The 16,334-nt window shown below is 71.3% G+C and carries 1 protein-coding gene (only partly in view); it reads right to left on the reverse strand.

What is annotated here, in order from left to right; translation table 11 throughout:
- Window positions 1-16,334 carry the 3' portion of a beta strand repeat-containing protein gene (locus tag F6B43_RS19560; protein ID WP_170285583.1) on the reverse strand. 15,238 nt of this gene lie beyond the right edge of the window, so only the last 16,334 of its 31,572 coding nucleotides appear in the window; its start codon lies off the right edge, out of view; its stop codon occupies window positions 1-3.

Here is a 16,334-nt window from a genome sequence, read left to right on the forward strand (position 1 = left end):
TCAGGCCCGGCGGCGACGGCGACCCACGAGCATCCCGCCCGCGGCCAGGAGCATCAGGCCCATGAGGAGCGCCGGCACCATGTCGACGCCGCCGGTGGCGGGGAGCGCCACGACGGGCACCACCGGGGGTGCGGGCGGCACGACCGGCTCGACCGGGACCACCGGCACGACGGGGATGACCGGCGTGACGAGGTTGATGTAGACGTTGCGGGCGACGGCGTGGTCGTACAGCGGGTCGTCGCTCGAGACGATGTGGCTGACGGTCTGGACGCTCATGCCGGGCTGCGGCAGCGGCGACGGGAAGGCCAGCGCCAGGAGGGCGACCGGGTGGTGGTCGCCGCTGCCGGCCTTCAGGCGCACCATCACAGTCTTGGGCCCGACCTCGCCAGGCTCGAAGATGAGCACGACCATGTCGGCGTACGTGAGTCCGCCGTCGATCGAGATCTCGGCGTACGGCTCGCCTCCCGCGTAGGCCGACGAGATCGTGATGTAGACGCGTTCGATCGACGGGGCGCCGAGGGCGATCGTGTAGCTGTCGGTCTCTTTCACCCCGCTGATGAGCGTCGTATCGCCGTCGGTCTCGACGATGATGATCTCTCCCGGCCCGACGGGGCGCGAGGGCAGCGGGATCACGAGCGGCGGGGGTGGCAGCAGCATCTCGCCGGCGAGACCCACCGGTGGCACGGGCACGAACGGCCCCGAGACGATCGTGGGCGCCGGGAGGTTGTAGAGGTTGACGTTCAGCCCCGCTCCCGTCACGTGCACGATGGTGGAGGTGATGTCGGACGCGGGGCCCGTGGTGTAGACCGTCGCGACCGAGGAATCGACCCCGCCGTCCATCGAGACGAGCGCGTTCTGACGCCACGTCGCTCCGTCCGCGAGCCGGCTCGCCAGCAGGCGGAAGGTGTCGGCGCCGGTGTTCGCCTCCATGCGCAGCTCGGCGCCGTTGCCGTTCACGATGAAGTGGTCGTCGCCGGCTCCGCCGTACAGGGTGGTCGGTGCGCTGATGCCGGGGCTCGCGTAGCCGAATTCGGTCGGGATCGTCTCGAACGCGTCCTGCGGCAGGACGTTCGGGGCGATGCGCGGCGTCGCGAAGAACTGCCCGACGATGAAGGTGTCGTCGCCGTCGCCGCCGTTGACGGTGGTGAGCACGGTGGTGTCGTCGAAGACGAACGTGTCGTCGCCCTCATAGCCGTTGACCGTGAGCCGCGCGTTGATGCCCTCGTCGTAGACGACGCGCTCGGAGGTGCCGTCGACACCGCCGATCTGCGTCACCGCAGCGGGCCACTTCGCGTCGGGCTGGCCCGCGATCGCGGGAACCGCCCGGAACAGGAAGGTGTCGGCCACGTCGGTGCCGTCGATCGTCAGCGTGTTGAGCCCCTGCCGGACGCCTCCGCCGCGGACGATCACCTCGTAGTCGTGCGTCACGGTGTCTCCACCGCCCCACGTCTGGATCTGGAACACGTTGTCGCCGCCCTGCCCGAACAGCACGAGCGAGTCGCGCACCTCGGTGCCCGCGAACGGGTCGCCGGCCGGGGAGATGTGCGTGCCGGTCATGTCCTGCAGCATCCACACGATGAACAGGTCGCCCGCATCGGGTGCGCCGTCCTTCTCGCTCGCGCTGCCGTAGACCAGCGTGTGGCCCCCGAGCAGCGTGCCGAAGAAGAAGAACGCGTCGCCACCGGCGCCGCCGAAGATGCGCGTGTCGTGGCCGGTGACGGTGCCGGCGAAGAAGAGGAGCGACGGGATCGGGTCGACGCTGCCCTGACCGAAGGACGCGCGGATCGTGACGGTCGCGCCCTCGATGAGCGTGGCCTCGGGGGCGATGACGTCCTGCCCGACGAGGAGGGTGACATCGCGGCCGGCGACGATGCGCCCCTCGGTCACCACGACGAGGCCGTCGATCGTCTCACCGTCGGCGATGACGAAGAGGCTGGTCGGGTCGCCGGTGGCGGCGAACGGCACGGTGAGGCGCACGTCGCCGGTCGTCGCCTCGGCGCGCAGCACCTGCAGCGACCCGGTGGCCTCGGTGATGAAGACACCGGTGGGCGGCACGGCGAGGATGACGGCGCCCGGCGTCGACAGCGCGTACAGGCGCCCGTAGATCGACGTGTCGATCGTGATGTCGGCCGAGCGGTCGACACTGTCGGCACCGATCGTGCCGCCGACGGCGATGAGGTCGATGTTGTCGCCGATGACCCGCGTGGTTCCGTCGTCGGCCGAGTTGCGGATAGACCCGGCGCGGGTGCGGAGCGACACGTCGCCGGCGTGCAGGCTGCGGGCGAGCGAGACGTAGAGGGTGCCGGCGACCTGGTCGAGCAGCACGTCGCCCGCCGCTACCGCGTAGACCGCGCCGCGGCTGGAGAGCGACGATCGGATCTCGAGGAAGTCCGGGGTCGCGCCCGTCCCGCCGATGTGGCCCGAGAGCGTGCCGGCCAGGAGCGTGATGTTGCGGCCGGCGACGCGGGGGGTTCCATCGTCGATGGTGCCGGCATCCAGGATCGATGCGGTGTTCTGGAGGGTCTCGAGCCAGACGTCGTCGCCCGTCGAGGTGATCGTGCCGACGCGCAGGTCGGCGATCGTCTCGAAGTCGTCGATGCGTCCGTTCGTGTACATCGTGATGACGCCGGTGCCGTCCGACGTCGAGTACTGCTGCGACGGGAACTGGCGGCTGAAGAGCGTCGCATCGACGTTCGTGAAGGCGTAGAACGAGATGATCGTGCTCGTCGAGGGGTGCAGGACCGTGATGTCGTTGCCCGCGCTGAGATCGGTGAACCGGTACCCGCTGTTGACGAGTTCGTTGACCGTGCCCCAGGCCACGAGCACGGGGTCGTTGTAGCTGAACGTGCCGTCCGGGTGGAAGTAGGTCTGGTAGACGCCGGAGAGCGGCGGCAGCGGGCTGGAGATGTTGGGCGGGTTGTAGACGTTCACCTGCACGCCGTTGGACGACATCGGCGCGGCGTCCGACCCGCGCAGGCTGTCGTTGATGATGAGGTCGATGTTGCGTCCGGCGTGGATCGGGCCGATCACGGGCTGCATCGTGCTGGCGTACGGCGAGCCGGCCGGCTGGCGCACGCTGTAGGTGATGTCGAGCACCACATCGTCGCGCGCGTCGGCGATCAGGCTGATGAGGCGGGTCGGGTCGACATCGTCCAGGATGTAGTCGCTCTGCACGAGCACGAGCGGGATCGGCGTGCGGCTGAGACCCGACAGCGTGCCGATCGTGCCCTTGTTGGCCATGAGCAGGGCGACGTTGGTGCGGATGAGGGTGTTCGCCGTGCCGAGGATGTCGCCGTGCTGGTTGATGACGTTCGTCGTGCCGATCGGGTTGTTGATCGCCCCGGCGAGCGTGAGGGACGGCAGCCCCGGTCCGTCGAAGTTCTGGATGTCGACGAGGGTCGGCAGGAACAGCGGCGGCCGGATCGTGAAGCGGAACGCACTCGAGTCGTTGACCTGCAGGTTCACCGTCGCGCCGACGTTCGTGAGGTTCGCCACCTCGATGCGCTGGACGATCATCGAGCGCCCCGAGTAGTTGTGCAGGATCACGAAGTCGAACGTGTTCTGCACCCGGAACGAGCCGAGGGTCCCCGTGAGCGTCGACTGCGGCGGGGTACCGGCTCGCGGCTGACCCGTCGGCACGTTCGAGAAGAAGGTGGCGCTTCCGCCCCCGGCGTTGACGATGTCCTGCACGACGAACGTGCCCGAGATCACGTCGCCGAGCGCGTACGTGACCGTCCCGGCGGTGTTCTTCACGACGACGTTGTACATCTTGACGATGCGGCCGTCGGCATCCACCACGAGCGTCGGGTTCGCGGCGTGCAGGATCACGTCCGCCTCCCACAGGATGCTGCGCATCGCGTTGTAGTTCGTGCTCCCGCCGCTGCCGCCGATGTCGATGAGCCCGCCGCCCGTCGAGGCCGAGTTCGTCCAGGTCGGCAGCTCGTGCAGCGTCTGGACGAGGAGGCGAGCCGTGCGGATGATCGAGCCGGGCTCGGCGGTCACGCGCGACGCCGCGTTGTACACGATGTTCGCGTTCGCGGTCGAGTCGCCGCCGAAGCAGCCGCACGTGGCACGCGAGTCGGCGATCATCAGGATGTCGCGGTGGACGGCGGTGATCTCGACGCTCTGGTAGCCGACGATCTTCGCGCCGCTCAGGATGTTGACGAAAGCCGTGGAATCGAGCGTCGCGGCGGTCGTCGCGTACGAGCCCTCGAACGCGCCGTCGGCGTTCGAGCGGGCGAAGTCGCGGAGACGCGATTCGTTCGAGGCGTTCGGGTCGAAGTCGCCGACGATCGCGCGCAGGGCCACGTTGTCGGCCTGGAGGTAGGCCGCTCCGCCGACCGTGAGCGTCGTGTCTGACGTGGCGCGCACCCCGCAGTTGCCGCCGCAGTCGCCCGCCGACGAGCTGCCGATCGCCGAGCCGCCCGACGCACGGGTCTCGGTGTTGCCGTTCAGGCCGGTCGTCGACTGCGCGGTGAGGTCGTTGCCCGCGATCATCGTGCCGCTGAGCGTCACATGCGACGTCACGGCCGGGCGGGCGAGCGCCTCGGATCCGACACCGTGGCCGAGACCGCCGCCCGAGGACTGCGCGTACGCCTGGGCGTCGGCGACGGTCACGGGAAGGACGCGGATGCTGCCGCCCGCCCGCACTGCGGTTCCGCCCTGGAAGTCGACAGTCGTGGTGGATGTCGCACTGGACTGCCCGCGGGCCGAGCCGACGCTCACGAAGCCGAGGCCGCGGGTCGTGGCATCCGCCAGCGCTCCCGCGTTCGAGCGGGTCTGGAGATTCACGTCACCGCCCGCGGTGAGCTGCGCGCCGGCGCCGACCGTCACGTTCACGGTGGCGTTGACCGTCGCGGTCGGGCGCGACGTGGAGGACGAGATGAATCCGCCTCCGGAGCCGGAGACGACGGCCTCGGAGAGCGTGCCGCCGCCGGCGGTGGTCCCGGTGACGCCGACCGAGCCGAGCATCTGCGTGCCGCTGCCGACGCTCGTCAGATCGATCACGAGCCGCTGGCCGCCTGTGCCGCCGGTGCCGAGGTTGACGACCGCGGACGTGAAGCTGCCGGTGCCTGTGCTTCCGGTGCCGTTGAGCGCGAGCGCGGGGCCGCCGGGGGTGGCCGAGAGCTGGAACTTCGTGGCGGTCGCACCGACGACGTAGTACCGCCCGCCGTTCTCGAGACCGACGATCGGCTGCTGGCCCGGCGCGAAGAGCTGGTGGAGGACGCCGAGGCCCGCCGTCGAGGTGTCAGCGGCAAGGGCGATCGGGGTGACCGGGATCGGGTTGTCATCGCTGTCAGTGCAGGTGCCGACCGCGTGGCAGAACGAGTCGGCCAGACGGATCTGGTTCGGGCCCAGCACGATCACGTAGTACTCGGCGTTGTTCGCGAGGCCCCCGACGGCGGTGCCGGTGGCGCGGTAGATGATCTTCTGACCCGTCGTCAGGCCGTGGTTGTGGATGACGACCGCATTGTTGTCTTCTGGCACGAATCCGGTCGGGTTGGAGGGGTCGTTCGGGACGGGGTTGCCCGCGCCGTCGACCTTGATGTCGACGAGGTTGCTGCGGAAGTCGCCGAGACTCGTCGGCGCCGTGTACTGCACGGTCTGGCCGTCGGTGTAGGAGTTGGGCCGCGTGATCGTGTCGCCACCCGTCACATCGCTGCCGGTCGCGGTGACCGCAGCGGTCGGGGTCGAGGCATCCAGGAGCTGGATGCGGAAGTCGTCGATGACCTTCACGATGTACGTGTGGCCCGAGATCAATCCGGGCACGGCGCCGGCACCGGCGACGTAGACGACGCGCTGGCCGTCGTCGAGGTTGTGGCTGAGCGGCACGAACGAGCCGTCGACGGTGCGGCCGAACGAGATCGTGTCGGTGGCGGGATCGACCTGCGCACCGTCGAAAAGCGAACCGAGCTGCACGCTCGTCGTCGAGACGACGAGCACGTTGTAGCGGTGTCCGTCGGTGAGGCCGCCGACCGAGCCGCCGCCGTTGCGCAGATAGGTCACCGTCGCACCGTCGGTCAGCTTGTGCTCCGCCGAGAGCTGGATGCTGTTGCCGCCCACGTCGACGCCGGTCGCCGCGTCGAAGCTGAGGCCCGGCTGGTTCGTCGGCGGCTGCGTGTTCTGGAAAGCGGTCAGGGTGATCGTGCCACCCGCCGTGAGCACCGTGCCGTTGCCGATCGAGAGGCCCACCGTGGGGGTGTTGACGATCGTCGCGCGGTTCGTGTTGATGTTCAGCCCGATGCCCACCGAGAAGTTCTCGGCCGCCGATCGGGCCCACGGCTGCGCGGCGACGCCGATGGCGACCCCGTCGACGATCACGATCGGAGCGCCCGCGACACCGACGGTCGTGTCGACGGTCGGGGTGACGGTGGCCGTCGCGTTCGCGTTGCCGATCGCGAACGCCGCACCCGAGGTGTTGGTGAGCTTCGCGACCGCGATGTCGGTGGCCGTCGCCTGCACCGCGAGCGACTTCGCACCGGCGCCTCCGCCGTTGTTCACCGCGCCCTGCATGACCGCGTGGGTGCGGGTGTCGACGGTCGCCCTCGGGTTCGAGTCGGAGATGCTGCCGAGGCCGATGCTCAGCGATCCGCCCGTGGCGTTGGCCGTGTTGGTGGCGATGGCCTCGACGACGATCGCCGCGTTCGGCGCGTTGACCGTCGCGCCCGGGAGGATCCGCGCCTGCACGACGACCGAGTCGGGAAGGAGCGCCTCCGCCGACGAGACGGCCACCGAGATCAGGCCGACCTTGATCGAACCCGAGGACGAACTGACGGTGTTGGTGCCGTTCGCACGGACGGTCAGGCTCGTCCCGCCGATCTGGTGGCCGGAGAAGTCCGCGGTCGTGCCCGCGGAGATCCGGGCGGTCGGCACCGAGACGCCGACGACGAGGACTCCGCCCGAGGCCATGTCGGTCTCGGCGGTCGCGGAGTTGTTCGTGACGGCGAGGATCGCGACGTCGCCGGACGTGGCGAGCGAGCCCGATCCGTAGCGGGCGAGCACGTTCGCGCTCGAGAGAACTTCGGCGTCGGCGACGCTGCCGTCGATCGCGCCGATCGCGATCGACAGGGCGTGGATCCGGGCGGTCGCTGTGGCGCGACCGGTCGCGGCGACCGTGACGCCCGTCGAACCTGCGATCGAACCGTCGTAGAGCGCCGAGATCGGAGCAGCCACCAGCGCCTGCGCGACGAGGAGGCCGACCTTGATTCCGCCGCCGCCCGCACTGTCGACGTCGGCGCGGGCGTGCGTGCCGTCACGCGTCTCGGCGCCGACCGAGACGAACCCGGTCGCGGTGAGGGTCGTGCCGGCCGAGACCGCGGCGCGCACCTCGGCGGTATCGGCGATCGTCGCCGTGGCCAGCGATCCGCCGCCACCGATCACGCTGAAGCCGAGCATCTTGACCGTGGCGTCCGCTGCGTTCATGGCCGAAGCGCCGACCGTGAAGTTCGCGGAGGTGGCCTGCCCGCCGTCGAAGAGCGCCCGCGTGGCAGCGGCGATCGTCGCGATGGGCACGAGACCGCTGATGTCGAAGACGCCGCCCCCTGTGCGGTCCATGTCCGCGATGACGGTCTGCGTCGCGTTCGCGCTGACCGATGCAGCGCCCGCGCCGGCCCGGACGGCGAGGCCGCCGGATGCGACCTCGGCGGTGACCGCTGCGGAATCGAGGATCTTCGCCACCGCGCCGCCGATGCCGCCGTTGAAGAGGCCCGCCTGGATGAGCGACGCGTGCGTCTCGGCCCGGTTGGTCGCGGTGGACGAGACGGTGAGGCCGTTGCCGCTCAGCCCCGAGCGCAGCTCGGCGACGGTTGCGGCCGCCACGATCGCGGTCGGGACGGCGACGTTGATGTTGACGGCGCCGATGCTCGCGGCATCCGTCCGCGCATCCGCGGTGTTGGTGGCGGTCGCTGCCACCGCGGTGGCACCGGACGAGGTGATCGGCGCGGTGATGGATGCCTTCACCCCCGCGGCGGCGCGGATCTCGGCGTCCACGACCGAGCCGCTGACCTGGAACAGCGAAACGCCGGTCGTGGAGGTCTTCGCCGTCGCGGCGTTCGTCGCCTCGGCGCGGACGTCGACGGCGCCCGACTGGAACACGGGGCTTGCGAGCACGGCCGTGGTCGCGGCATCCATCAGTGCCGTCGCCGTGAAGACGCCCGCCTGGAAGATGCCGCCCGACCCCGAGGTGAGCAGGGCCGAAGCCACGTTGCCCGAGCCGCCGTCGGTCAGCACGCGCGCGCCCACCGAGACGAGGCCCGAGCTGAAGATCGTCCCGGAATCGAGCGACGCGCGCACCGCAGCGGTGTCGGCCACCCGGGCATTGACCTTGACGCCCTGCGCGCCGCCGAGGAACGAGACCGAGACGACGAAGGCCTGCGCGAACGCCTGGTTCTGCCCGGCGGCGAGCACGGCGAGCGAACCCGAGCGCGAGACGTCGCCGCGCATCCGCGCCTCGGTGAGGCCGCTGACGAGCGCTTCGGGGTTCTGCAGGGTCAGCGTGATCGCGCCGAGGCTGCCGCCGGGGGTCGAGGCGCTCGCCCGGTTGTGCGACGTGGCGGCGACGGTGATCGCGCCGTTCGTCGCGAGCGACGCGCCGTCGGTGACGAGCGCGGTGGTGGTGCGCGAGACCGTGGCGCGGGCGAAGCTCGCCCCGACCGAGTACGCCCCGGTGTTGACGCTCAGCGTGCCTGCGTCGATCACGTTGATCGCGTCGGCCTTGACGTCGGCGGCACCGATGAGCGTGGCGGCACCGGCGAACTCGGCGGCGGTGCGTCCCGAGATCTCGGCGGTCGCGCCGGCGCCGGTGAGCGAGCCGAGGATGCCGCCCGAGACCGAGTAGACCTGGATCGGCACGGCGATGTCGCTGCCCGCGTGCACCGACAGGGCGCCCGCCGGTGCGGCGGATCCGATGACGACCGAGCCGATGCGGCCGACCGTGTCACCGTGCACGTCGGCGGTGGCCACGGCGGCACCCACCGCGGCGGCGGCGAGTGCGGCGCCGATCGTGAGCGGGGCGACGCGGCGGAAGGCCGTCGCATCGGCCGAGACGGTTCCGCCGGCCGTCGCGATCACCGTGCTGTCGTCGATGTGCGCGTTCTGCGAGCCGAGCGAGTCGATCACGAGGATCTGCCCGGCGATCGCGAAGCCCCCGACCTGACCGGTGAACGCGATCGCCGAGGTGTCTTCGGTGTGCGCGGCGGTGACAGCGATGTCGCCCCCGGCCGTCAGGAAGCCGCGCGAGCCGATTCCCGCGTCCACGTGGGTGTCGAGGGTGGCGACGACGACCGAGACGCCGATGGCGGCGATGCCGCCGGAGGCGGACCCGGCGAGGGCGAAGAACGCGTCGCGGGCACCGGAGCGGACCCGGATGGATCCGCCGGTCGTGACGGTCACTCCCACGCCCAGCCCGCTCGAGGTCCCACCGGGAGTCGCGGGGAGGCTGAATTCGCGCGAGACCAGGTCTGAGTTCGGGGCGGCGGAGGCGATCGAGCCGCTCGCCGACGCGAGCGAGGGGTTGATGCGCTGCGTCGTCTTGTCGCCCGACGAGCTCACCGCGCCGTTGAGGATGTTCGTGTAGCCGCTCGAGCCGCCGCCGGAGGCGAACTGCCCGGCCGTGTCCTGCGGCGTGCCCTGGGCCGAGGTGAGCGCGTCCTTGTCGCCCTCGCCGTTGTTGTAGCTGCCGGTGGGCGAGCCGCCGGCGGTCCACACCGACACCGAGGCGCCGACCCCGACCGCTCCCCCACCCACGCTCACGGCGTAGGACTGGATGTCACGCACCGTCAGCGCCTGGACGATGAGGTCTTTCGCCGCATACAGCGAGGCGAAGTCGCCGACCGTCGCCGTCGTCGAGATGTCAGCGACGCCGATGTCGACCCCGCCGGCGAGGCCGACGAACCCGCCGCCGATGCCGCCGCCGATCGTGAAGGTGCGGGTGATGTCGGTGGCCGACACCGAGACGGACTGCTGCGAACCTCCCGCGGCTCCCCCGTTGATCCGGGTGCGCAGGGCGTCGTTGCTGTCGATGCGGGCGACGGTCGTGCCGCGGACGAGTGTGACGTTGACAGCTCCTGCGACGCCGACGAAGCCCCCCGCCGCCGAGACGGCCATGCCGAACATCTTCTGCGTCGAGCTCGCGAGCACGGCGACGCCGGATTGCTCTCCGACCGGGAAGCCGTCGTCGGTCACGGTGCCGGTCGGGATGCCGCTCAGCGGCGCACCCGGCTGCTCGGCCCGCGCATCCACCGTGCTGCCTGCCCCGACGAGCGCGCGCGTGTCTTTCGTCATCGACACCACCGACACGCCCATGCCGACGCCGACGAAACCGCCGCCGATGCCGCCTGAGACGACGGTGATCTTGGTGTCGTCGGCCACGGCGACCAGAACGTTGTTGCCGGCGTCGATCACCGTCCGCTCGCCGATGCGGGCGTAGGTGTGCACCTGCGCGACGAGGGCGGCGACCGCGGCCCCGACGCCGACGAAACCGAAGCCGGCCGAGGCGGCGACCGCGGTGATGGACTCGTCACCGGCAGCGGTCACCCGCACGTCGCGCGCGGCCGTGACGTGCGCGGAATCGTCGATGACGGCATCCGTCGTCAGGGTCACGAGGTCGACGGCGGCGCTCACTCCGACGCCGGCCATGCCGCCGCCGACCGCGGCCGAGACCATGAGCTGGCGGAACGCCGACCCCGCACCGACGCGGACCGACTGCAGGCTCGACGCACCGGTGTTGTCGGGGTTGATCTCGGCGAAGCGGCCGATCGAGGCGATCGTGCGAGCGGTGACGACGTTGACGTTGCCACCGACCGCGACACCCGCGGTGGCGCTGGCTGCAGCGGAGGCACCGACGGCGAGGATCTCGTCGCTGTTGTTCGCGACGACCGCCACGCCCCAGATCGTCGCCGTGCGCGGAGTCTGCACGCGGATGCCGGTGACCAGCGCCGGGTCTCCTGGGGGCTGGCTGCCCTGCAGCACGATGCTGTGGGCGCGACCGGCTCCCGCGCCGCCCGAGAGACCGAGCGAGATGGTCTGCGCGGGCGTTCCGGCGCACCCCTGTGCGGCCGGGTTGGCCTGGCAGAGGGTCGCTGCGAGCCGGAACGCGTGGGGTGCCCCCGTCGGGACGACGTAGTACGTGCCGCCGTCGACCAGGCCCGCGATGGGCGTTCCGCCGTTCGCGTTGTAGACGACGGCGTCGCCGAGGGAAAGGGTCAGGTCGTACGGGAGCGTGATGATGTCGCCCGAGACGTCGGCGCTCGGTGTGAAGTACGGCGACGGACGCTGCGGCACGGTGGCCTGGTCGGTCGGGTAGATCCGCTGCGACTGCCCGGCGCGCGCGGGCACGCTGAGGCTGAGGATCGGTCCGCCCTGTGTGAGCGACAGCTGGATGCGGGTCGGCGAGACGACGTGCACGAAGTACTCGCCCCCGGCCACGAGCGGACTGATGACGGCTCCGCCGCCGGGGTCGTAGCTGACCTGCTGGCCCTCGGCGAGGCCGTGCGCATAGCCGAGCTCGATCGTGCGGCCGTCGCCGAGAACGGCATTCGCGGGTGCGAACCGGGTGTCGATGTACCCGATGTCGTACCCGCCCGTGGTGGCGGTGAGGCCCGAACCGCCGCCGAGCGCCGTCACCTGCGACAGGTCGCCGATGAACGCCGTCGTCGTCTTGTTCAGCACCGGCACCGCGGCCGTCACGCCGACCGACGCCGTGCCGGAGACCGCGATCGAGCCCGAGATGATGTTCATGGAGAGCGTCTCGTTCGCGGCGACACGGGCGCTGCCGCCCGCCACGACGACGGCGCGCGAGGTCGGGCATGTCGCGAGCGAGATCGCTCCCGCCGCGCATACCTCGCCGACGAACGCCTTCGTGACGACGTTGTAGACCGAGACCGCGGCGTTGACGGCGACCGATGCGGTACCGGCGAAGCTGCCGCCGGCCGAGATGCTCGTCGCCTCCTCGCTCGAGGTGGCGTCGACGGCGACGTCGCCCGTGACGCGGACGTCGGCCTGTGGCGCGATCCACGCCTGGGTGTCCTTGTTCACGACCTGGACGTCGGCGCCCGCCCCGACACCTGCGGTGCCGCCGATGGCGAGCTGGCCGGCCACCGAGCGGATGATCGAGTGATCGGATGCGGCGAGCATCGCCGACGACCATCCGGAGCCGCCGATGGCGTCGACGGTGGCGCCCCGGTCGATGTGGGCGTGGGTCGTGTTGTTGCGCACCCCCACGGTGGCCGCCCCCGCGACGCCGGCCGTGCCCCCGAGGGTTCCGGCGACCGAGACGAGCCACTGGTCTTCGCTCTGCGCCGCCGTCATCGAGAGCCCCGCGCCACCGCGCGCCCACACGACGTCGTACGCGGCGATCGCGGCATCCACGATCCCGGTGCGCACGAAGACGACCGACGAGACGCCGACGCCCGCGGACGAGCCCGCCGCGATCCCGCCCGCGAACAGCGTCATCTTCACCGGGTCGGCCGCGGCGATCGTCATCGCACCGCGGGCGCGCACCGTCGTCGGGTTCTCCGCACCGCCGTCGATGTAGGCGCGGGTACCCGGAGCATCCGATCCCTGGTTCACGATCAGGACGACGAACGACCCGGTCACTCCGGCGCTCGTCGAGGCGGCGGCACCGGCGACGACCTCGGTGAAGGTCTCGCCGGCGGTCGCCGTCAGCCACACCGAGCCGCCGAGGTCGGCGGTGACGCCCCGGCCGATCGAGGCGCGGACGTCTTTGTTGTGGACGCCGACGATGAGTGCGAACCCGACCCCGGCGCTGCCGGTCGAGAGCCCCAGAGCCCCGGCGAGCTCGATGAACTCGGTCTGGTCGGAGGCGGTGAACGCCAGATCCTGCCCGGCGGCGACCGGCAGACCCTGGTTCACGACCGCGCCGTCGCCCAGGAAGCTGAGCGTGCGGCGGTTCACGACGTCGACGATGACCGAGCCGCCCACCGACGCGTCGCCTCCGGAGGCCGCGGCGCCGAGTGCGACGGAGGTGAAGGCAGGGAGGGTGACGAGCGGCACCTCGGGGGCGGCGAGCGCGACGATCCCGCCCGTGGCGCGGCCGACGATCGCCCCACCGGCGTCGATCGTGGTCGGGTCGGCGAGGGTCGAATCGATGTGCGCGAGAGTGGAGGTGTCGATCACCTGGACGACGATCGCGGCGCCGACTCCGGTGCCGCTGGTGGTGAAGGCTCCCGAGACGGCCATCGCCTGGACGCCCATCGGGTTGGAGGCGTCCATCGCGATGCCGCCGGTGAGCGTGAAGCTCGACCCGGTGCCGATCACGGCCTCGTTCGTGAGGTTCAGGACCTGCACGGCGACGGACCCTGCGACGCTCGCGTCGCCCTTGCCGCCCGCCGCCGAGATGGCCCACGTGCGGAAGTCGTTCTGCGCGCCTGCGGGCGTGATGCCCGTGACGGCGACGCCGCCGGCCGTCACGATCGCGCCCGCGCCGATCGAGCCGCGGTTGGTCACGTTCACGACGTTGAGCCCGACGGCGGCGCCGATGTTGTCGCTCGAGGTCTCGAGGCTGTAGCTCGTGCCGGTGGCCTTGGCCTCGGCATCCGTCTCGTTCGAGGCGAGCGCGGCGAGCTGGCCGGTGAGCACGACGACCAGCGCGGGCGCGAGGCTCGCCTGCGTGTCGACCGTCACCCAGTTGACCGCGACCGCGGCGCCGACACCCACCCCGTCGCTCGACTGCCCGGACTGACCGGATGCCTGTCCATTGGCGCCCGAGACCTGGCTCTGCGACGACGGCAGCGTGCCGGACTTGCCTGCGGTGGCGGGAGTGCCGTCCAGCTGGCTCTGCGCCTGCCCGTCCGAATCGGATGCGGAGCCAGGGGTCGTCGCGCTGGAGGTGCCCTTCGCGCTGGCCGTGGCGTGCGCGCTCGTGTGAATCGCGTTGGTGGCGATCATCCAGAGCGACGCCGCCGTGACGTTTCGCAGGACCGCGGCGTGCACAGAGAGGTCGACGACGTTGATGACGATGATCGCCCCGACCGCGACGCTCGACCCGGCGGCATCGGCGTCGCCGGTGACCGTCACCGACCCGTCCAGCGTGGCGCGGACGATCACGTCGCCGGTCGCGACGAACGGGCGGGGCCCGGGGGTTCCGATGCGGGCGAGGACGGTGTGGAAGACGAGGTTGATTCCCACACCGGGGCTGACCGCATTGCCGCCCTGCGACCCCGCCTTGACCGTGCCGACGACCGTGTCGGCGGCGTCGGCACTGACGGTCACGTTGCGTCCGCCGGTCACATCGGCGCCGTTCTCGATCTCGGCGCGCGTGATGTCGTCGGTGATGACGTTGATCGCGACGGATGCTCCGACCCCCGTGCTCGAGCCGCCGCCCTTGGCATCGGAGGTCGCACTCGCGGTGTCGGTGCGGAGGTTCTGGGCCGCGATCACGACGTCGCCGGTGCCGAAGTCGACGCGGGCGCTGCCCGGGATCCAGGCCTCCGTGTGATCGAAGACGATGTTCAGTCCGAGCGCACCCGCGACGCCGACATCGGTCGATCCCGCGCCGGACTTCGCGACCGCGGAGAAGTCGTGGATGCCGTTGCCCACGCCCGTGGTCATCAGAGCCGACGCGGTGAAGCCGTTGGCCTCGACGATCGTGTCGGCGCCGATCCACGCCCGGTTGGTGAGGAAGACGAGGTTTAGTGCGACGGCCGCGCCGATGCTCGTGTTCTTCTTCGTCACGGCCTTGGCATCGGCCGTCACGATGCCGTCGACCTGCTCGCTCGAGAGCAGCCGGACGTCGCCGCCCGCGACGAGGTGACGGCCGTCGGGGAGCGATGCGGTCGCGGTGACGTCGGCGATATTGAGACCGATCGCCGCGGCGACGGCGACACCGCCGTCGCTCGTCGACGCCGACGGGTTGCTCGAGTTCTGCACGCCGGAGCCGCCGGTGGCCGTGCTCTGGTCGTTCGCGTAGGTGCGCTGGTCGAGGATCTGCTGGTCGACGCCACCCGATGGTGCGTCGCTGCTCTTCGTGCTGGGCGCCCCGCTCGCCGAGGCGTCGGCCGCGGCGCCGTTCAGCGACGAGCCCGTCGCGACCAGCCAGATCGCGCCGCCGGCGGTGACGTCGCGGAGGGTGGTCGAAGTGACGGTGTCGAACGCGAAGTTCAGGGCGAGTGCGACGCCGACCGCGGCATCCTTCGCCCCCGTCGCAACGGCACCGGCGATCGTGTGCGCGGCGGCGATCTGGATGGCGGCGATCATGACCGACCCGGTCGCGGCGATGGGCCCGGAGGCGAGCGACCCGAGGCTCGCCGAGGTGCGGACGGTGGCGACGGTGATCGCGATCGCCGGCGACACCGTGACCGCTCCCCCGGCGGCACCCATGCGCGCCTCGGTGCTGACGGTGTCCATCGACCATGCGCCCACGGTGATGTCGTGCGCTCCGGTGAGCGACACCTCGTCGTCGATCCGGGCGTGCGTGTCGGAGGTCGCGAGGGTGAGCGCGAACGAGGCGCCGACGCCCGCGTCGCCGGTCGCGACGACTCCGACGCCCGCGGGGAGCGCCTTGGCCGTGGCCTCGACCGAGCTCGTCGCGGCGATGACGGCGTCGCCGCCGGTGAGGACGACGGTGCCCGACACCGCGGCGAGCGTGTCGAACGTCGCGATGATGAGAGCGACCGAGCCGGCGACCGACACCTTGCCGCCGCCGGCGCCCGACGAGGCGATCGCCGTGACGGTCGAGGTCGTGTCGGCGCCGAATCCGGTCTGCGTCGCGGTCACGGTGAGCGCGTGCGCGTGGACTTCGACGGTCGCGGGGACGACCGAGCGGTTGAGGCTGTCGACGTAGGTGATCGCGATGCCGGCTCCGATCGCCGCATCCCCGCCCTTCGCGGCGGTGCCGTCGGCGGCGCTCGCAGCGTCGGTGTTGGCCGAGGACGAGACCGTGAGCATGCCGCCTGCGGTGATGAGGGTGACATCGGGCTCGATGATCGAACGGGCGCGCAGCGTCGAGATGTCGATGCCGATCGCGGCCGCGACGTTCACGGGACCGCTGCTCGTCTTGGCGTTCGGGGTCGCCGCCGACCCCGAGCCCTCGGAGCCGGCGTGCGATCCGGCGACGCCGTCGGCGTACGTGCGCTGGCCGCCGACCATCTTGTCGACGCCGTCGCCCGAGGCGCCGCCCTCGGTAGCCGGGTCGCCCGTGCCCTTGCTCTTGTCGTTCTCGGGAGCGCCCGAGGCGGATGCGGCGGCCGCCGCCGCCGATGACGACCAGCTGAACGCCTCGAGCGTGACGTCGCGACCCGCCGTCGTGTTGCGACCGAGGGCCGCGGTGACGGTGTGGTTCGCGATCGTGAGGGCGAGGGCCACTCCGACGGCCGCGT

The sequence above is a fragment of the Microbacterium rhizomatis genome, assembly GCF_008710745.1.
GTDB classification, from domain to species: Bacteria; Actinomycetota; Actinomycetes; order Actinomycetales; family Microbacteriaceae; genus Microbacterium; species Microbacterium rhizomatis.